This is a genomic window from Streptomyces javensis (assembly GCF_039525925.1).
Classification (GTDB): Bacteria; Actinomycetota; Actinomycetes; order Streptomycetales; family Streptomycetaceae; genus Streptomyces; species Streptomyces asiaticus.
The window spans coordinates 288,460-306,312 of sequence record NZ_BAAAIF010000003.1 but is presented as its reverse complement, the minus strand read 5'-3'; the positions used below and the strand labels follow the sequence as shown (position 1 = coordinate 306,312).

General features: G+C 70.6%; 16 protein-coding genes and 3 tRNA genes. 12 read left to right on the top strand and 7 right to left on the bottom strand.

Annotated features, from left to right (window positions below):
* Both ABD329_RS05495 and ABD329_RS05490 read right to left on the bottom strand, forming a co-directional pair.
* Nucleotides 1-2,395: PAS domain-containing protein (locus ABD329_RS05495; RefSeq protein ID WP_344316024.1), on the bottom strand; the 2,395-nt coding region annotated here is incomplete at its 3' end.
* A 213-nt stretch (nt 2,396-2,608) separates the two neighbouring features.
* Nucleotides 2,609-3,058, bottom strand: a complete 450-nt coding sequence (locus ABD329_RS05490; protein WP_198281218.1) for an SSI family serine proteinase inhibitor — start codon at nt 3,056-3,058, stop codon at nt 2,609-2,611.
* Nucleotides 3,059-3,363: 305 nt separating this feature from the next.
* Here ABD329_RS05490 and ABD329_RS05485 point away from each other — a divergent pair.
* Nucleotides 3,364-3,454 (top strand) — tRNA-Ser (locus tag ABD329_RS05485).
* 327 nt (nt 3,455-3,781) lie between these two features.
* Nucleotides 3,782-3,854, top strand: a tRNA-Arg gene (locus ABD329_RS05480).
* An 86-nt stretch (nt 3,855-3,940) separates the two neighbouring features.
* Here ABD329_RS05480 and ABD329_RS05475 read toward each other — a convergent pair.
* The gene (locus tag ABD329_RS05475) at nt 3,941-4,339 is read right to left on the bottom strand and encodes a hypothetical protein (protein ID WP_198281219.1); all 399 of its coding nucleotides are present in this window, start codon (nt 4,337-4,339) and stop codon (nt 3,941-3,943) included.
* Nucleotides 4,340-4,459: 120 nt separating this feature from the next.
* The gene (locus tag ABD329_RS05470; protein ID WP_344316023.1) at nt 4,460-5,911 is read right to left on the bottom strand and encodes an amidase; all 1,452 of its coding nucleotides are present in this window, start codon (nt 5,909-5,911) and stop codon (nt 4,460-4,462) included.
* 69 nt (nt 5,912-5,980) lie between these two features.
* On the opposite strand from ABD329_RS05470, the gene ABD329_RS05465 reads away from it, so the two are divergent.
* The 6 genes from ABD329_RS05465 (at nt 5,981) to ABD329_RS05440 (ending at nt 12,545) form a co-directional block, all read left to right on the top strand.
* The gene (locus ABD329_RS05465; protein WP_246618617.1) at nt 5,981-6,448 is read left to right on the top strand and encodes an SDR family NAD(P)-dependent oxidoreductase; all 468 of its coding nucleotides are present in this window, start codon (nt 5,981-5,983) and stop codon (nt 6,446-6,448) included.
* Entirely contained in the window at nt 6,433-6,747 is a 315-nt protein-coding gene (locus ABD329_RS05460; RefSeq protein WP_198278354.1) for a hypothetical protein, read from the top strand. The genes ABD329_RS05465 and ABD329_RS05460 overlap by 16 nt, the downstream gene beginning before the upstream one ends.
* A 150-nt stretch (nt 6,748-6,897) precedes the next feature.
* On the top strand, nt 6,898-7,569 hold the full coding sequence (locus ABD329_RS05455) for a hypothetical protein (protein WP_198278353.1): 672 nt from the start codon (nt 6,898-6,900) through the stop codon (nt 7,567-7,569).
* 266 nt (nt 7,570-7,835) lie between these two features.
* Nucleotides 7,836-10,184, top strand: a complete 2,349-nt coding sequence (locus tag ABD329_RS05450) for an MMPL family transporter (protein ID WP_198278352.1) — start codon at nt 7,836-7,838, stop codon at nt 10,182-10,184.
* A 244-nt stretch (nt 10,185-10,428) separates the two neighbouring features.
* On the top strand, nt 10,429-11,868 hold the full coding sequence (locus ABD329_RS05445; RefSeq protein ID WP_198278351.1) for a sensor histidine kinase: 1,440 nt from the start codon (nt 10,429-10,431) through the stop codon (nt 11,866-11,868).
* Nucleotides 11,865-12,545, top strand: coding sequence for a response regulator transcription factor (locus ABD329_RS05440; protein WP_198278350.1), 681 nt, complete (start codon nt 11,865-11,867; stop codon nt 12,543-12,545). Before ABD329_RS05445 ends, ABD329_RS05440 begins: the two co-directional genes overlap by 4 nt.
* 41 nt (nt 12,546-12,586) lie before the next feature.
* On the opposite strand, the gene ABD329_RS05435 is transcribed toward ABD329_RS05440, so the two are convergent.
* On the bottom strand, nt 12,587-13,063 hold the full coding sequence (locus tag ABD329_RS05435; RefSeq protein ID WP_198278349.1) for a hypothetical protein: 477 nt from the start codon (nt 13,061-13,063) through the stop codon (nt 12,587-12,589).
* A gap of 186 nt (nt 13,064-13,249) precedes the next feature.
* Between ABD329_RS05435 and ABD329_RS05430 the strand changes: the two genes are divergently transcribed.
* A complete protein-coding gene (locus ABD329_RS05430) occupies nt 13,250-13,783 on the top strand; it encodes a hypothetical protein (RefSeq protein ID WP_198278348.1) in 534 nt (177 codons plus the stop codon).
* Between the two features lie 69 nt (nt 13,784-13,852).
* A tRNA-Met gene (locus ABD329_RS05425) sits at nt 13,853-13,926 on the top strand.
* A 95-nt stretch (nt 13,927-14,021) separates the two neighbouring features.
* Here ABD329_RS05425 and ABD329_RS05420 read toward each other — a convergent pair.
* Nucleotides 14,022-14,645, bottom strand: a complete 624-nt coding sequence (locus ABD329_RS05420; RefSeq protein ID WP_198278347.1) for a hypothetical protein — start codon at nt 14,643-14,645, stop codon at nt 14,022-14,024.
* A 405-nt stretch (nt 14,646-15,050) separates the two neighbouring features.
* Between ABD329_RS05420 and ABD329_RS05415 the strand changes: the two genes are divergently transcribed.
* A complete protein-coding gene (locus ABD329_RS05415; RefSeq protein ID WP_198278346.1) occupies nt 15,051-15,917 on the top strand; it encodes an amidohydrolase family protein in 867 nt (288 codons plus the stop codon).
* 108 nt (nt 15,918-16,025) lie between these two features.
* On the opposite strand, the gene ABD329_RS05410 is transcribed toward ABD329_RS05415, so the two are convergent.
* On the bottom strand, nt 16,026-16,898 hold the full coding sequence (locus ABD329_RS05410; RefSeq protein ID WP_198278345.1) for an LLM class F420-dependent oxidoreductase: 873 nt from the start codon (nt 16,896-16,898) through the stop codon (nt 16,026-16,028).
* Nucleotides 16,899-17,072: 174 nt separating this feature from the next.
* Between ABD329_RS05410 and ABD329_RS05405 the strand changes: the two genes are divergently transcribed.
* Nucleotides 17,073-17,810, top strand: coding sequence for a response regulator transcription factor (locus ABD329_RS05405; RefSeq protein WP_246618616.1), 738 nt, complete (start codon nt 17,073-17,075; stop codon nt 17,808-17,810).
* Nucleotides 17,811-17,853 lie beyond the last annotated feature (43 nt).

Below are 17,853 nucleotides of genomic sequence, written 5' to 3'. Positions count from 1 at the left end.
CCTGCTCCTGCGCCGGGGCGCCGCGCCGGGCGCGGCGGCCCTGGGGCTGTTGCTGGGCGGGGATGCCCTGGGGCGGCACAACGCCCATGGCGGCGGGGCCCGTCGGCTGCGGGCCGGCCACTTCCGGTGCGCCGCCGCGCGCGTGGCGATGGCTGCCGGTCGCGGCTCCCTCGGCGTTCTGGCCGGGGTTCGCGGCCGCGGCCGCCGCCGGGTCCTCGTCGGGGTGGGGACGCGCCCTGCGCCGCCCGGTGGGCCGCGGTGGGTTCGCGGATTCGGCCGCGTTCTGCTGCTGGGCCTCGGCGTTCTCGCCGACGACCGCGGGCAGCGCGGCGGGCGCGGGCGCGCCCGGGGCGCCCTGCTGAGCCGCGGTGCGCGGGCCGGCCGCACGGGGATCGGCCGTACGCGGGTCGGCCTTACGGAGGTTGGGCGGAGGCGTACCGCCCTGGGTGCCGTTCCCCTGGGTGCCGTTGCCGTGCGTGCCGTTGCCGTGCGTGCCGTTCCCCTGCGTACGGTCGCCGCCGGTGTCGCCGGGCGTGTCGCTGGGGGCCGCTCCGTGCCGGGCGCGGCGTCCGGTCGGGGTCTGGCCGGAGGCGTTGCCGCCCGCCGTGCCCGTACCGGCACCCGTACCCGCGCCAGTACCCGCACCCGTGCCCGAGGTGCCCTGCCCCTGCGTACCGTCGCCCGCTCCGGCGGCGTCGCCGTCCATGCGCTCCTGCTCGGCGGCGGCCGCCGCCGAGATCGGCACCTCCAGGACGTACGCGTGCCCACCCATGCCCGGCATCTCATGGGTCTGGAGCACACCCCCGTGCAGCCGCACGATCCCGCGCACGATCGGCTCGTGCACCGGGTCGCCGCCCGCGTACGGTCCGCGGACCTCGATCCGTACGACATCGCCGCGCTGCGCCGCCGCGACCACGATCGTCGAGTCGCTCGCCGTGACGCCCGAGGCGGCGTTGCCGGTGGAGTCGACCCCGGCCACGTCCGCGATCAGATGGGCGAGCGCCTGGGCCAGCCGCTCCGCGTCCACCTCGGCGTCGATCGGCGGGGCGTGCACGGCGAACTGCGCGCGCCCCGGGCCGATCAGCTCGACCGCGCCCTCGACACCGGCCGATACGACCTCGTCCATCGAGACCGTACGGCGGGCCAGCTCGTCGCCGCGCGAGTCGAGCCGCTGGTAGCTCAGGACGTTGTCGACGAGCGTGGTCATCCGGGTGTAGCCGGCGGCGAGGTGGTGCAGGATCTGGTTGGCCTCGGGCCACAGCTGCCCGGCCGGGTCGTCGGCGAGCACACCGAGTTCACGGCGCAGTTGCAGCAGCGGTCCGCGCAGGGACTGGTCCAGCACGGCGAGCAGCTGGCCGTTCCGGGCGGTGACGGACTCCAGCTGTGCCGCGTACCGCGCGCGCTCCTCGGTGAGCTGCGCCCGCAGCTCCTCCAGGGCCTTGGTGTGCTGGGTGGTGAGCCCCTCCAACTCCTCGGCGTGCCGGGTGGTGAGGGTCTCGACCTGCTCCGTGTGCCGGGTGGTGAGGGTCTCGACCTCCTCCGTGTGCCGGGAGGTGAGGGTCTCGACCTCCTCGGCGTGCTTGGCCGCCATGGCCTTCTCGGCCCGCCGGTCGGTGAAGGTCAGCACGGCGCCGACCAGTTGGTCGCCGTCGCGGACGGGCGCGGTGGTCAGATCGACGGGGACCTGGCTGCCGTCCTTCGCCCACAGCACCTGGCCGCGCACCCGGTGCTTGCGGCCGGAGCGCAGGGTGTCGGCGAGGGGCGATTCCTCGTACGGGAAGGGGGAACCGTCCGGGCGCGAGTGGTGTACAAGAGAGTGAAGCTCCTGACCGCCCATGTCGCTGGCCCGGTAGCCGAGGATCTGCGCGGCGGACGGGTTGACGAGGACCACCTTGCCCTCGGTGTCCACGCCGACCACGCCCTCCGCCGCCGCGCGCAGGATCATCTCGGTCTGGCGCTGCTGACGGGCGAGTTCGGCCTCGGTGTCGAGCGTCCCGGTCAGGTCGCGCACGATGAGCATCAGCAGCTCATCGCCGGTGTAGCTGTACTGATCGGCGTACGGAGTCCGCCCGTCCTCCAGATTCGCGCTGGTCACCTCGACGGGGAACTGCGCCCCGTCGGTACGACGGGCCATCATCCGGGTCGGCTTGCTGCCGTCTCCCTGTGACGCGTCGGGGCGCCGCATCGACCCGGGAATGCGATTGGGATCGAAGGAGGGGAGCAGATCGAGCAGACCACGGCCGACCAGGGCGGTGCCCGGGGTCTCGAAGGACTCCAGCGCGTGGTGGTTGGCGTTGACGATCGTGCCGTTGCAGTTGACCAGCAACAGCGCGTCCGGGAGGGCGTCGAGTATCGCCGCGAGGCGAGCAGCGCCTCGGGATGGCCTGCTGCTCACGACGACGCTTCCTCCCTGACTACCGCACCTTGCTGACACCCGCGGTCATTCTGCCGTCCCAGCTGCGGAGTGTCTCTAGGGGAGTCTACGGGCACCAGCGCCGGACGCGACGGCGGATGAGAGGGAGGTCGCAGCGCGACGTACGCGTCTCGACGCACGCCCGGACAAACTTCACCGGGCTCTTCTCCTCCCACTCCCGGCCCAATCCGCAGGTCAGCTCCCAGGCGTGCGCAAAACGACGGAGAACCGATTCCATCGGGCGATTTCACACCCGTTGGTGCGGTTGAACCAGGCGTTGACGGGACGCCCCGCCCAGTGCCCCGTCACCCGAGCCGTGGCGGGCCCGCCGTACTGTCCGGTGCACATCGCGTCCGGCGACACCGGCGCGAACGGATCCCGGCCCCACACGGTCTGCGATTCCAACTGCCTGCACGCGGCCCGCGCCCGGGGGTGCGTACCGCCGGTCGGGTGGCAGCTCAGCACAAACGTCGCGGCGTCGTCGGCCTCACCCGTCTCGCTCACGGTGATCACAAGCCGGTCGGCGCTCTCCCCGTCGAACGGCAGGGGCAGCGGCAGCGGCGTGGCCGCGGCGGGGGCCAGTGCGCCCGCGGTGGCGGCGGTCATCAGCGCGGCGGTGACGGCGAGGCGGTGCAGCAGGGGCATGGGGGCACTCCCGGTGTGATCGGTCGGGGCGCGCTGCCCCTGCCCCGTCTAACGCGCCGCCGCCGCGCGCGTTGCTCCGCCGTAAGGGCTGTGCCCGCCGTATGGGCTACCCCCGGCCGTAGGGGCTCCCTCGGCCGGAACGAGTGCGCTCCGCCGTACGGGCCGCGCTCCCCCTCACCCCCTATGAGGGCTTTGCGATGGGCCCCGCCCGCCGAGTACCGTGGTCCGCGATTGGTGACATCCCACCGGGCTGTGACATCATCTGCACACGCCACCTCGCGCTCGCGCGAGCACACCGGCGTGTTGGAGGCTTCGCCTAGTCTGGTCTATGGCGCCGCACTGCTAATGCGGTTTGGGCCTTAAAGCCCATCGAGGGTTCAAATCCCTCAGCCTCCGCTCTCCCACAGGGGGCCCGCGCCCAAGGCGCGGGCCCCCTGTGTCGTTCCCGGACCCGCCGCGAATGACCACGCAACCGCATCGCGAGCGGGGGCGGCGCAAGGTGACCTACGCGTAACGTTCCGTGGTGAGCACCCTCGCTCCGCAAACACTTCGTAACGCGAAGGCGGACCCCCGGGGGTCTCGCAAGAGCAACCCCGCAAGCCCCCGAAAATGAAGTTTTCGCAGGTCAGTGGGGGTGAGGGAAACGGATTTCGCCTGACGGCGCAGGTCATGTAATGTTGTCCCCGCAACGCCGACCGGCAAGAAAAACCGCCGGGAAGCCAAGCGCTCGTAGCTTAACGGATAGAGCACTTGACTACGGATCAAGAGGTTGCAGGTTCGAATCCTGCCGAGCGCGCACCAGCTCAGAGGCCCCTTCCGATCATCGGAAGGGGCCTCTTGCGTATGCGATGACAGCAACGGTGACATCAGCTCCCGGAGCGATCACTCTGCTGGTGCGGTGGGACGGAACCGTGCCAGGAGGCCGCCGAGCAGAGCGAACGCGAGAAGGAACAGCTCCGTTTCCACCCTGCTGACGCCGCCCGCGGTCAGCTGGGTCCCGAGAATGATCCACGTCGCTGATCCCATGCTCAGCAGCAGTTGGTTGTCTCGCTCCCGCAGCAATCGCATCCCTGCCCACAGCAGCAGGGGCACCAGTGTCAACCAGGCGAGCGTGGCCAGCGCCCCTTCGATGAACCCTGCGCCGATGCCCCCGTCCGGATTGGCCCGCTGCGCTTCCGACTCCCAGCGCTCGGCGGATTCCCAAGCCCAGTACGTCGCATGGGCTGCGGCCGCCGAGACGACGACGCCCTTTGCCATGCGGCCTGATCTGCTGCTCAACATGGCTTCACCATGCACAGCACAGCCTTCGCGCACCTGAGTACCCGTACTCAAAGCGGACCAGAAGGGGTCTGGCGATGGGGGCTCTTGTCGGACACTCGGGTAGTGCTGCCTGCTTACGCCCTACCTCGGTTCCTGGAAGCCGCCGATCTTCTGCTCGAGTAGTTCGGCCAGGCGCAGTGGGGTGCGGTCCTCGAGTGTCGGGCCGATGAGCTGGACTCCCACCGGGAGTCCCTCGGGGGAGCGGGTCGCTGGGATGGCGGTGGCGGGGAGGCCGGGCATGGTGGCCACACCGGCCCAGACGAGCTGGTCGAGGTACGGGTAGTCGGTGCCGTCGATGTCGATTCGGCGTGCCATCGAGTCGGGGTCGTGGTCGTGGGGGAACGCGGGAGTGGGGGTGATGGGGCACACCACGGCGTCGAACTCGGTGAAGAGCCGGCGCCAGCCGTGGCGGTGGAGTTCGCGGCGGCTGTCGGCCTCGATCCAGTTGCGGTGGCTGAACGCCATGCCGCGCAGCCGGGCCGCGTCGAGGCTCTGGTCGGCCGCGTCCAGTCCGGCGGCTTGGGTCCGCAGCTGCTCGTAGGCTTCGAGGGGGAAGCTTCCGCTGAAGCCCGAGAACAGCAAATGCGTGTAGAGCACCGCGGCTTCGGTCAGGTCGGGCAGCAGTGGGCTGTGCCGTTCGACGTGGGCGCCGCCGTCGACGAGCGCGTCGGCCACCCGGGCTATGCCCGCCCGTACCGCGGATCCGGTCGGGATGAGCGGATGGTCGTCGAGGACCAGGACCCGGAAGTCGCGGAGCCGTTCGTGGCGCGCGGGCGGCAGCGTGACGTCGTGCGCCACACCGAGGGTCAGCGGGTCCGGTCCGGCCATGACGTCGAGCAGGAGCGTCAGGTCGCGGGCGGTGCGCGCCATCGGGCCGACGACGGCGAGGTCGGATCGGGTTGGCAGGGCCGGTGCGGTCGGCGGGACCATGCCGCGGTGCGCCACCAGCCCGAGTGTCGGCTTGTGTGCGTAGACACCGCAGAAATGCGCTGGGGTGCGCAATGAACCGGCGATATCGGAGCCGATGGACAGCGCGCCGAACCCGGACGCCAGGGCCGCCGCCGATCCGCCGGAGGATCCGCCCGGCGTACGATCGTGATCCCAGGGGTTATTGGTGGTGCCGTAGATCTCGTTGAAGCTCTGTATATCTTGCAGCCCCAGAGGCACATTGGTCTTACCGAGCACCACCGCGCCCGCGGCCTTGATCCGTGACACCTGCACCGCGTCCTCGGCCGGTATGTAGTCGCGATGTGGCGGCATGCCCCAGGTCGTGGGCAGCCCGGCGATGTCGTAGGACTCCTTGACCGTCACCGGAATGCCGAGCAGCGGCCGGTCCTCGCCGCGGGCGCGCGCCTGGTCGGCATCGTGCGCGGCGGCCCGCGCACGGTCGAAGTCCGGCACACAGATCGAGTTGATCGCCTTGTCGTCCCGCTCAATACGGGCTATTGCCTCGTCGGTGAGTTCCACCGAGCTCACTTCACCGGCACGCAAAGCAGCCGCGAGTTCTTCGGCCGTCAGAAAATTCAGCTCCATGAATCCGACCGTATCGACCTCTGGAGCAGGCCATAAAATGCCGTTTCGCACAATGGGGTGGAGGGTTCAATGCTCATTGTGTTTCGCTTCGCCACAAGCATTTCGTTCGGCCGTTGGCCGCCCTCGCCGCCGGCTCTACTCGCTTCGGGTCTGCCTGTCGATCAGGCCTCCCGCCTCGACGACGACTCGCGGGCGGGTGCGCTGCGGGCGCTGGTGAACAACGCCGCCATCCAGATCAACGCCCCTGTCGAGGCACTGCCGTTGAGCGAGTGGCGTCGGCAGTTCGAGGTCAACCTTTTCGGCCATATCGCCGTCACCCAGGCGCTGCTGCTCGCGTTGCTGCGCGACGGGGGCCGGGTGGTCAACCTCAGTTCGGTCGGCGGGCCGGTGGCCATGGCCACGTACGGTCCCTACGCGGGCACGAAGTTCGCCTCGAGGCGGTCAGCGACTCGCTGTGCGGGGAGCTGGCGCCGCTGGGCGTGTGGGTGGTCGTCGTCGAGCCCGGCGCGGTCCGTACGGAGATGTCGGGCCGGGTGATCGCCGCCGCGCACCGGCTGGCCGACGCCATGCCACCGGAGCAGCGTGACCGCTACGGACGGCTGATCGAGGCGGCCAACGCGCATTCCGCCACCCACATGAAGCGTGGCAAGCCCGCTGACGACGCGGGCCGGGTGATCGCGAAGGCCGTGACCGCCGGGAAACCTCGCACCCGCTACACCGTCGGCCGTGACGCGGCCCTGATCACACGTCTGTCGCGGGTACTGCCCGACCGGATGCTCGACCGCATCCTCGCGGCGAGCCTCCGTCCGCACTACCCGAGGACGGCCATGGCATGAGGCCCCGGTTCGGCTGAAACTGGCCTTGCGGCCACGGCTTACGCCACTGTCGCGAGGTGTTAGTTGTCTGTTAGTGGAACGCCAACGCGATCTTCGAAGCTGATTGTCGTCCGGGAGCGAGACGACAGAACACAGCAACGCGAGGTCACGATGAACACCACCACCACCACCAACCGCTTCCGCGGCCGTGCCGGCCGCCGTATCGCCGCCGCCCTTGTCGCGGCCGCGGCGCTGAGCCTGGGGGCCACGGCCTGCGGGCCGGACGACTCCGGGGCCGACTCCTCCAGCTCCTCGGCCTCGGCCCAGCCCACCAGCGGCTCCTCCTCGGACAACTCCGGTTCGCAGGGTCAGAACGGTGGGAAGCAAGGCCAGAACGGCGGGAAGCAAGGCCAGAACGGCGGGAAGCAGGGTCAGAACGGCGGGAAGCAGGGCCAGAACGGCGGCAAGACCGAAACGGCGCCACCCGCCGCCGGCAACGGTGGTGGCACCGGGGGCGGCGCCGCCAATGCGGGGAACCACCGCGTGTACGTCGGCACGCTGAAGTACCTGGCGCCCGGCAAGATGACCATCAAGCCCGAGGGCGGCGGCATGGAGCAGGCGTTCCTGGTCTCCAATGCCACGAAGATCCTCGGCGCGGCCGCGATCTGCTCCGAGGACGACGGCGCCGAAGGCGCGTCCATCGGCGACGACGGCTACGGCACCTCCAAGTGCACCGTGGAGCAGCTGGAGAAGGCCGCGAAGACCAACAGCGTGACCGTCCGCGTCACCATGAACCCCAAGTCCGGCGGTGCCGAGACGGTCGAGGAGAAGTACCACCCGTAAGCCACGGAATTCCGTAGTCACGGAACTCCGCACTCCGCGCGCCCGGTGAGCCCCCGCTCACCGGGCGCGCGGGTCTGTGCGATCACGCACACGTCGTGAGGGCCGTCGTACCAGCGGCGGATCCGATCGGCCGGTGTGTACTGCGTTCTCAGTAGCGCGAAGTGTCGGCAGGCGCACGACGACAGGACGGCCCGTACCCGGAGAGTCTGGGCGGACGGTCGGCACCAGATGCGGACAGTCGGCACCAGATGTGGAGACCTCCTGTCGTGGCTACATTCCTTTACCAAGTGGGCCGTCTGGCCTTCCGGCGACGCTGGTACGTCGCCCTGGTCTGGGCGGCCGTCCTGGCCGCCGTCGGGCTGGGCGCGCTCAACGCCTCGGGGGCCTCCGACGAGGAGTTCTCGATGCCCGGCATCGAGTCCCAGAAGGCGTTCGACCTGATGGAACAGCGCTTCCCCGGAGCCTCCGCCGACGGCGCGACCGCCCGGGTCGTCTTCGTCGCGCCGAGCGGTGAGAAGGTCACCGCGGCCGAGAACAGGGAGGCCGTCGAGAAGGCCGTGGCCGACCTGGGCGACGGGGGTCAGGTCGCGAGCGCCGTCGACCCGTTCCAGGCGAAGGCCGTCAGCAAGGACGGCACGACGGCGTACGCGACGGTCACCTACAAGGTCGCCGCCAACGACCTCACCGATGGCAGCAAGCAGCAGTTGGACCGGGCCATCCACACGGCCCAGGACTCCGGGCTGACCGTCGAGGCCGGTGGAAGCGCGATGGACGACGGTGGCGGGCCCGGCGGCGCGGCCGAGGTGATCGGTGTCGCGATAGCCGCCGTCGTGCTGCTGATCACCTTCGGCTCGCTGGCCGCCGCCGGACTGCCGCTGCTGACCGCCGTCATCGGCGTCGGCGTGAGCATGGCCACCATCCTGACCCTGTCCGAGGCGCTGGGCCTGTCCACGACGACCGGCACCCTGGCGATGATGCTGGGGCTGGCGGTCGGCATCGACTACGCCCTGTTCGTGGTCTCCCGCTACCGCGAGGAACGCGCCAAGGGACGGGTGCCGCGGGAGGCGGCCGGTCTGGCGGTCGGCACCGCCGGTTCCGCGGTGGTGTTCGCCGGGCTCACCGTCGTCATCGCGCTGGCCGGGCTCGCGGTGGTCGGCATCCCGATGCTCACGAAGATGGGCTTGGCCGCGGCGGGCGCGGTCGTCGTCGGCGTACTGGTCGCGCTGACGCTGGTCCCGGCGTTCCTCGGCTTCTGGCCGAACGCCGTGCTCCGGCGGCGGGCCCGCAGGAGCGGACGGATCGAGGATGAGGGCACTCGGGACAACGGGGGCAGCCGCTGGGCGCGGTTCGTGCTGCGGCGTCCACTGCCCGTGCTGCTGCTCGGCGTGGTGGGCCTCGGGGCCCTCGCGGTGCCGATGACGGATCTACAGCTCGGCATGCCCGGGGACGAGGCCAAGTCGACCTCCACCACCGAGCGCCGGGCCTACGACGCGCTCGCCGAGGGCTTCGGGCCGGGCTTCAACGGGCCGCTGACCGTCGTTGTGGACGCGAAGGGTGCGACGGACGCCAAGGGCGTGAAAGGCGCGACGGACGCCAAGGGCGTGAAAGGCGCGACGGACGCCAAGGGTGCCAACGGGGATGCCGGTCTGAAGGGTGCCGCCGAGACGGTCGCGAAGCAGATCGGCGGCACCGAGGGCGTCGTCTCCGTCTCCCCGGCCCGCTTCAACGCGGCCGGCGACACGGCCGTCTTCCAGGTCGTGCCGTCCACGGCGCCGACCGACGAAAGGACCAAGGACCTGGTCACGACCATTCGGGGCGAGCGGCCCGGGGTCGAGTCCGAGACCGGGGCGACCTTCGAGGTCACCGGCACCACCGCGCTGAACATCGACGTCTCCGACAAGGTGCAGTCCGCGCTGATCCCCTACCTGGTCGTCGTGGTGGGCCTCGCGATCGTGCTCCTGCTGGTGGTCTTCCGGTCCCTGTTCGTCCCGCTGAAGGCGGCCCTCGGCTTCCTGCTGTCGGTGCTGGCCTCCCTCGGCGTGGTCGTGCTCGTCTTCCAGCAGGGCCACGGCGCCGGACTCCTGGGCGTGGAGCAGACCGGCCCGATCATGAGCCTGATGCCGATCTTCCTGGTGGGCATCATCTTCGGGCTGGCCATGGACTACGAGGTGTTCCTCGTCTCGCGGATGCGGGAGGCGTACGTCCACGGTGAGCGGCCCGGCCAGGCGATCACATCCGGCTTCCGGCACAGCGCGCGCGTGGTGGTGGCCGCCGCGCTGATCATGATCGCGGTGTTCGCCGGGTTCGTCGGCGAGAGCGACTCCATGGTCAAGATGATCGGGTTCGGGCTCGCCTCCGCCGTGCTGTTCGACGCCTTCGTCGTACGGATGGCGATCGTGCCCGCCGTGCTCGCCCTGCTCGGCGACCGGGCCTGGTGGCTGCCGAAGTGGCTGGACCGGCTGCTGCCCAAGGTCGACGTGGAGGGCGAGGCGCTCGGCCGCCGGTCGGGTTCGGGACCGGGTTCGGGATCGGACGCGGGACCGGGACCGGGAGGGGGCGAGGGATCGGACCCGGAACCGGCCGGGGCGACCGGCCGGGAAGTGGCCCGCACCTGATCGACCGCCTGACCCGCCCCCTTACCGGTTGCCGGGGCTGCCCGTGGCGAACGACACGGGCGGCCCCGGCTGCGGTCCGCGCGGGGGACGGGCGCGGTGGCTCCAGAGCACCGAATCGGTCCCGGCGGCCTACTGGGCACCGAATCGGTCCCGGCGGCCCACAGAGCACCGAATCCGTCACAGTGGCTCACAGAGCACCGAATCGGTCACGATGGCCCACAGCACCGAGCGGAGAGCCCAGCCGATGAGCACCAGCCTTGAGCGTTACACGGACCGTTTCGAGCAGTACTCCGACCGCTACCCCCACGTCATCGACGTGGTGCTGGTCCTGTCACTGATGGGCTGCGCGGCCCTCGGCAGCAACCTCACCCTGCCCGGCGTCGAGCCACCCGACCACGACAGGGCCGCCACCGTCCTCATGGGCGTGTCCTGCCTCGCCCTGCTGAAGTACCGCAGCCATCCGCGCACCGCGGTCGTCGTGACCGCGGTCTGCACCGTGATCGCGATCTCGCTGGGGTACCTGCTGACCCCCCTGCTGCTGGGACCCGTCATGGCGGCGCTCTACTGGCTGGCCACGCTCACCGACCGCAAGACCACACGTGCCTTCGGCGTCACCATCATGGCGGCGCTGATGGTCGCGTCGGCGGTCTCCGACTCCATGGACAGCCTGTCCCTGGTGCTCCGGACGATCGGCCCCTTCTTCTGGCTGCTGCTGCCGCTCGCCGCCGGCAACATGACCCGGCTGCGGCGCGCCTACCTGGCATCGGTGCAGGCCCGCGCCGAACACGCCGAGCGCACCCGGGAGGAGGAGGCACGGCTGCGCGTCACCGAGGAGCGCATGCGCATCGCCCGTGAGCTGCACGATGTCGTGGCCCACCACATGGCGTTGGCCAACGCGCAGGCCGGTACGGCCGCCCACCTCGCGCTCACCAGTCCGCAGCAGACGAAGAAGATCCTCACCGATCTGACCGGAACCACGTCCTCCGCGCTGCGTGAGCTGAAGGCCACGCTGGGGCTGCTGCGCCAGAACGACGACCCGGCCTCCGCGTCGCTGGAGCCGTCCCCCGGGCTCGCCCGACTGCCCGAACTGGTCTCGGCGTGCGCGTCCGCGGGGCTCACCGTCACGGTCAGCACGACAGGGGAGGCCCGGCCGCTCTCCCCCGGGGTGGACCTGACCGCGTTCCGGATCGTGCAGGAGGCGCTCACCAATGTCTCCAAGCACGCCGCCGTGGACTCCGCACAGGTACGTCTGGCCTACTCCGGATCTCGGCTGCTGATCACGGTCAGCAACGACGGCCCGGACGCCAACGGGACCAGCAGGACCACCGGCACCAACGGCACCACCGATGCCGCAAAAAAGGCCACCGAGGCCACCGAGGCCACCGAGGCCACCGGGGCCACCGCGTCCACCGGGGCGACCGATGCCGTGCCGAGCCGCGGCTTCGGCGTCATGGGCATGCGTGAACGCGCCCGCACCATCGGCGGCGAACTCTGCGCGGGACCACGCCCGGAGGGCGGCTTCGAGGTCACCACCGCGCTGCCACTCCAGCTCCCGGCACCCGTAGCGCCGGGAGCGCCCGTAGCGCCGGGAGCGCCCGTAGCGCCGGGCGTACCCGAAACGCCGGGAGCACCCCAATCGGCCGTAGGCGCCACAGACGCCCGAGCGGGGGGAGAAGAGTCATGACCATCAAGGTGCTGCTCGCCGACGACCAGACCCTGCTGCGGGCCACCTTCCGGATCCTGATCGACTCCTGCGAGGACATGACGGTGGTCGGCGAGGCGTCGGACGGCGCTGAGGCGCTGGAGCTGGCCCGCGTCCACCACCCCGACATCGTCCTCATGGACATCCGGATGCCGGGCACGGACGGTCTCGCCGCCACCTCCGCGATCTGCGCCGCCCCGGAGTTGGCCGCCACCCGCGTCCTCATCCTGACGACGTTCGAGACCGAGGACTACGTCGCCCAGGCGCTGCGCGCCGGTGCCAGTGGCTTCCTCGGTAAGGACGTCACCGCCGACACCCTGCTGGCCGGGCTGCGCACGGTGGCCTCCGGCGAGGCGCTCCTGTCACCCGCCGCGACCCGCACCCTCATCACGAACTTCCTCATGTCCCCCGCCCCCGACGCCCACCTCGCGCCCCCGCAGCGCCTGTCGGAGCTCACCGTCCGCGAGCGCGAGGTGATGGGCCTGGCCGCCGAGGGCAAGTCCAACACCGAGATAGCCGATGTCCTCACGCTCAGCCCGCTGACCGTGCGCACCCACATCCATCGCGCGATGACGAAGCTGGGCGCCCGCGACCGTGCCCAACTGGTGGTCATCGCCTACCAGACGGGCCTGGTACGGGCGACTCCGCCCGCGCAGTGACCGCGACCGTGGACGCCGATCGGCGGCGTCACGGCAGGAGCTCACTTCTCGATCGGCGGGCAGTAGCCGGTGTCGTTGCCGATGGAGTTGATCTCGGCGTTGGACCTGTGGTCTCCCGCGTAGTTGATCTGGTTCGTGCACCGCATGCCAGGCTTCCTGGGGGTGCCCTTGGGGGTTTCGCTCTTCTCGATCGGCGGGCAGTAGCCGGTGTCGTTGCCGATGGAGTTGATCTCGGCGTTGGACCTGTGGTCTCCCGCGTAGTTGATCTGGTTCGTGCACCGCATGCCAGGCTTCCTGGGGGTGCCCTTGGCGGTGCCCTTGGCCTGGTCCTGGTCCTGGTCCTGCGCCGTGGGCGCGGGGGATTGCGGGGCGCTCGCGGAGGCGGAGGGTGAGGACGAGGAGGAGTCGGTCTCGCCGTCCTGGCATGCGGTGAGACCGAGCGCGGCGACCGCGATGATCACGGCGGCGGCGGCCTTACGGGCGTGACGGTTGTGGCGGAGGGCGGTGCGGTGCGACATGGTTTCCCCGTTCTCGCGACGTGGTGTGTTTCGGGCTCGTGAGAACAAGACTGTCGGCCGCCGCTGATGAACCACCGCCGTGTGGCTAACGCTCCGCTAATGCCCGCGCCGGGCCACTGGAGTGACGTGGCCACCGAGAGCAGTTAGGTTAGGCAAACCTAAGTTTCTGCTCTATGCTGCGGTGCCATGAGCTGGTGGCAGCTGGTCGGGGTGAGCCTTGTCTGTGCTCTTGTGCTGGTGGTGCTGTTCGCCGCGGTGATCGTCGGTGGGCTGCTGGTGGCCAGGGACGCGCTGGTCGACGACTATCCGCCGGCGATCCAGGAGCGCTATGGCGCGCAAAGCGCGCGGGGAAAGCGGGCGGCCGGGGTCATGGGGGCGCTGAACGCGGTGGTGTTCATCGCCGTGCCGGTCGTCGGTCTGGTGGATCTGCGTGATCGGGCCGATGGCGGGCTCGGCTTCTGGCGCCCGTTCGTCTTCGGGGCCCTCGTCTGGCTCGTGCTCGTCGTCTTCGACCTGGTGGTTCTGGACTGGTGGCTGTTCTGCACGGTCCAGCCCCGGTTCATGGTGCTGCCCGGGACGGAGGGGATGGCCGAGTACCGGGACTACGGCTTCCACTGGTGGGTGCTCGTTCCCCGGCCCGTTCCCTGGCCGCTGTTGACGGTCCTTGGGTACGGGGCGGTCGTCGGTGCTGTCTCGGCCCTGGTCGAGGCGCTCTTCTGAGTGTTCGGGCGGCTGCGGCGATATGGATTTCCCTTAACGGGGAGAACGACGTAGAGTTACGTTCACCGACGCGGGGTGGAGCAGCTCGGTAGCTCGCTGGGCTCATAACCCAGAGGTCGCAGGTTCAAATCCTGTCCCCGCTACTCAGGTATCGAGGGCCCGGCACTTCTTCAGTGCCGGGCCCTCGGTCGTTCGGTCACGACCGGGGCCCCTGGCCGCGCCGGGGGCCCCGCCGCCGTCAGCGCGTGACCTTCCAGCTCACCGGGCGCTTGGTGGCATCGCCTGTGCTGTACGTCACCACCGACGGCCGTATGCCGTTGGGCACCAGGAACACCTTGCACAGGGAGACCTTCGCCCCCACCGCGAAGTCGTCCGGGTCCTTGCCAGGGCAGGCCGCCACCTCGGTGTCGCCGGTGATCAGCGGCTGGTCGTCCACACCGCTCGTGTCCTCGAGGCCGGTGGGGGTGTTGAGGAAGGGGTAGTGGAGGGAGTTCTCGCCGACGTTCTCGAAGGTCATGGTGACGTAGTACGGCTGGGTGTTCCGTACGTCGGACGGCTCCGCGCCCGCCGTCCGCAACTCGGCGTGGGTGCCCTTGCGCACGCTCACCGCCGTGACCCGCAGGGCGCCGCGCATATGGTCCGAGCCGCGCTTGTAGGTGACCGACGTGGGCTCGCCGAGCCGGAGGGTCTTGCCGCCGTCGCTGTCGGCCGCCATATCGGCGCGGGTCGCGGGCTGCCGTCGGCCGGACGCGGTGGTGTCGTCCTCGCAGCCGGCGGTGGCGAGGGCGAGGAGGGTGACGCCGAGGGCGCAGACGAGGGCGGTCCCGGATCGGGCGGCGGTGCGAGGCGGGCGGTTGGGCATGGACGGGTCCCCCGGTGGTTGGTGATGGTCGATCGGTGGTTGGTGATGGTCGACAGGCGACGACGCCGAGCGGGCGGTGACGACGCGGTGACGACGCCGAGCGGGTGGTGACGACCGAGCAAGCGGTGACGACGCCGAGCGGGTGGTGACGACCGAGCAAGCGGTGACGACCGAGCGGGTGGTGACGACCGAGCAAGCGGTGACGACCGAGCGGGCGGTGACTGCCGTAGCTGGATACGCCGGGCACGGAGCGTCAGTTCACCCTCTCGGTTCCCGTTGTGGTGATCTTGCTGTCGCAGATCATCATGGGCGTGACAAAACCACTGGTCGAGGCTGTGATCAACTCGAGGGGAGAGCTTGAGACGAGGCTGTAGCAATACGCCCGGGGCAACTACCGTGATCGGCATGGACGATCCCGCCGTGGTGTCGGTGCAGCGGTTCTGGCAGGACCTCGGGCTGCCCGGACTCATCGATGTGCACACCCACTTCATGCCCCAGCGCGTACTGGACAAGGTCTGGGCCTTCTTCGACGCCGTCGAGCCCCGCTGGCACATCACCTACCGCGAGGAGGAGGACGAACGCCTCGCGACGCTAAGGGCGTTCGGGGTGCGGGCCTTCACCTCGATGCTCTACCCCCACAAGCCCGACATGGCGCGCTGGCTGAACGGCTGGGCGGCCGAGTTCGCCGCCCGTACGCCCGACTGCCTGCACACCGCGACCCTCTTCCCCGAACCCGGTGTGGAGGGGTACGTGCGCGCGGCGCTCGAGGGCGGGGCGCGGGTGTTCAAGGCCCATGTGCAGGTGGGGGCGTACGATCCGGGCGACGCGCTGCTCGACCCGGTGTGGGGCGTGCTCGCCGAGAGCGGGACGCCGGTCGTCATCCACTGCGGTTCGGGTCCCCACCCGGGCAAGTACACCGGACCGGAGCCGGTGGGGCGGGTGCTGGCCCGTCATCCCCGGCTGCGCCTGATCATCGCGCATATGGGGCTGCCGGAGTACGCGGACTTCCTGGGGCTCGCGGAGCGGTACCAGGAGGTCCACCTGGACACCACGATGGCCTTCACCGACTTCACCGAGCGCCAGTGGCCGTTTCCGCGGTCGGAGCAGGGACGGCTGGCCGCCCTGGGGGACCGGGTGCTGTTCGGGAGCGACTTCCCCAACATCCCGTACGGATACCGGCATGCGCTGGACGCGCTGACGCGGGTCGGGCAGGACGAGGAGTGGCTGCGCGGGGTGTGTTACGGGAACGCGGCGCGGCTGTTCGGGATATGACGGGTTGCCGGTCGCTCCAGATGCGTCCGGTGCGGATGGAGCGCCGTCTGGAGACGGGGCTCGCCCGGCGCTTGCGTCGGCGCCGGGCGAGGGGGCTGAGCGGATCGGTCAGCTCTTGTCCAGCGGCAGCGCCTCGGCCAGCGTGCGCCACTGCTCGCGGGGGAGCGCCTGGTCGTCGCTCACCACCTGGATCGCGAGGTGGTCCGCGCCCGCGGCCAGGAACTCGTCCACGCGCGCCCGGATCGCCTCCGCGTCGCCGAGGGCGTACATCGCGGAGAGAAGACGGTCGCTGCCGCCGTCCGCGAAGTCCGCGTCCTCGAAGCCCAGCCGCTTGAAGTTGTTGGTGTAGTTGGGCAGCGCCAGGTAGCGGCCGAGGTAGTCGCGGGCGGTGGCGCGGGCGCGGTCCAGGTCCGTGTCGAGGACGACCTTCAGCTCCGGCGCGAGCACGGCCTCCTTGCCCAGGACGTCGCGGGCCTCGGCGGTGTGCTCCGGGGTGACGAGGTACGGATGCGCGCCGGCCGCGCGGTCGCGGGACAGCTCGAGCATCTTGGGGCCGAGGGCGGCCAGGACCCGCTGGGCGGCGGGGACCGGGGTCGGGGCGGAGTCCAGCGCGGTCAGGTACTCCTTCATCGCCGTGTACGGGCGCTGGTAGCGCTCACCGGCGAGCGCGCTGTGGCTCACGCCGAGGCCGAGGAGGAAGCGGCCGTCGTGAGCCGCGTTGAGCGCGGTGTGCCGCTCGGCGACGTAGGCCGCCTCGTGGTCCCAGATGCTCAGGATTCCGGTCGCGACGGTGATCCGGGAGGTGGCGTCCAGCAGGACTCCGGCCTGATCCGGGCTGGGGCTGCCCCCGAGCCAGACGGCGCCGTACCCCAGTTCGTCCAGCTCGGCCACCGCCTCGCCGATCTGCTCCGATGGGGCGAAGTCCGTCTTCAGGGCCGCGGTCCAGATGCCGATCTTGCCAAGTGCGGGACGAGAAGTCATACAGGGGGAAGCCGGAGAGCCCTTCCGGTTATTCCGTGGTCACCGCGGCTGTTCCGCGCCCCGGGGCCGCCGTTTCGCCTCCCGGCCGGTCCCGTCCCCGCCTCCACAGGATTCTCAGGTAATTCACAGGCAGCCGAAAGGGACCTCTCAGGGCCCGCTCCGAGGGTGGAGGCCATGATGCCGACCTCGCCTCATGGGCGTACCGAGCTGCTGCGCCCCGACGGGAGCCCCGTCCGGGTGCTGGTTGTGGACGACGAGTCGGCGCTCGCCGATCTGCTGTCGATGGCCCTGCGCTACGAGGGGTGGGAGGTGCGTACCGCGGGTGACGGCGCGGAGGCGATCCGGGTCACCCGTGAGCTGCGCCCGGACGCGGTGGTCCTGGACATCATGCTGCCCGATATGGACGGGCTCGCTGTGCTGGGGCGGCTGCGCCGCGAACAGCCCGATGTCCCGGTGCTGTTCCTGACCGCGCGGGACGCGGTGGAGGACCGGATCGCGGGGCTGACGGCGGGCGGCGACGACTACGTCACCAAGCCGTTCAGCCTGGAGGAGGTCGTCGCCCGGCTGCGTGGGCTGCTGCGCAGGTCGGGGGCGGCGGCCGCGCGCAGCGAGTCGGTGCTGGCCGTCGGCGATCTGATCCTGGACGAGGACAGCCATGAGGTGTCGCGCGGGGGACAGGAGATCCATCTCACCGCGACCGAGTTCGAGCTGCTGCGCTATCTCATGCGCAATCCGCGCCGGGTGCTCAGCAAGGCGCAGATCCTCGACCGGGTCTGGAGCTACGACTTCGGCGGCCAGGCCAACGTCGTCGAGCTGTACATCTCGTATCTGCGGCGCAAGATCGACGCGGGGCGCAGTCCGATGATCCACACCCGGCGGGGCGCCGGGTATCTGATCAAGCCGGGGGAGTAGAGACCGTGGCGCACCCCCCGCCCCGGCCGCCCCGGGGCCCTGA

Coding starts and splice junctions, on each gene's coding strand:
- ABD329_RS05490 (WP_198281218.1), bottom strand. CDS start 3,058: ATGCCCCTGCTGCACCGCCTCGCCGTCACCGCCGCGCTGATGACCGCC.
- ABD329_RS05475 (WP_198281219.1), bottom strand. CDS start 4,339: ATGTTGAGCAGCAGATCAGGCCGCATGGCAAAGGGCGTCGTCGTCTCG.
- ABD329_RS05470 (WP_344316023.1), bottom strand. CDS start 5,911: ATGGAGCTGAATTTTCTGACGGCCGAAGAACTCGCGGCTGCTTTGCGT.
- ABD329_RS05465 (WP_246618617.1), top strand. CDS start 5,981: ATGCTCATTGTGTTTCGCTTCGCCACAAGCATTTCGTTCGGCCGTTGG.
- ABD329_RS05460 (WP_198278354.1), top strand. CDS start 6,433: ATGTCGGGCCGGGTGATCGCCGCCGCGCACCGGCTGGCCGACGCCATG.
- ABD329_RS05455 (WP_198278353.1), top strand. CDS start 6,898: ATGAACACCACCACCACCACCAACCGCTTCCGCGGCCGTGCCGGCCGC.
- ABD329_RS05445 (WP_198278351.1), top strand. CDS start 10,429: ATGAGCACCAGCCTTGAGCGTTACACGGACCGTTTCGAGCAGTACTCC.
- ABD329_RS05440 (WP_198278350.1), top strand. CDS start 11,865: ATGACCATCAAGGTGCTGCTCGCCGACGACCAGACCCTGCTGCGGGCC.
- ABD329_RS05435 (WP_198278349.1), bottom strand. CDS start 13,063: ATGTCGCACCGCACCGCCCTCCGCCACAACCGTCACGCCCGTAAGGCC.
- ABD329_RS05430 (WP_198278348.1), top strand. CDS start 13,250: ATGAGCTGGTGGCAGCTGGTCGGGGTGAGCCTTGTCTGTGCTCTTGTG.
- ABD329_RS05420 (WP_198278347.1), bottom strand. CDS start 14,645: ATGCCCAACCGCCCGCCTCGCACCGCCGCCCGATCCGGGACCGCCCTC.
- ABD329_RS05415 (WP_198278346.1), top strand. CDS start 15,051: ATGGACGATCCCGCCGTGGTGTCGGTGCAGCGGTTCTGGCAGGACCTC.
- ABD329_RS05410 (WP_198278345.1), bottom strand. CDS start 16,898: ATGACTTCTCGTCCCGCACTTGGCAAGATCGGCATCTGGACCGCGGCC.
- ABD329_RS05405 (WP_246618616.1), top strand. CDS start 17,073: ATGATGCCGACCTCGCCTCATGGGCGTACCGAGCTGCTGCGCCCCGAC.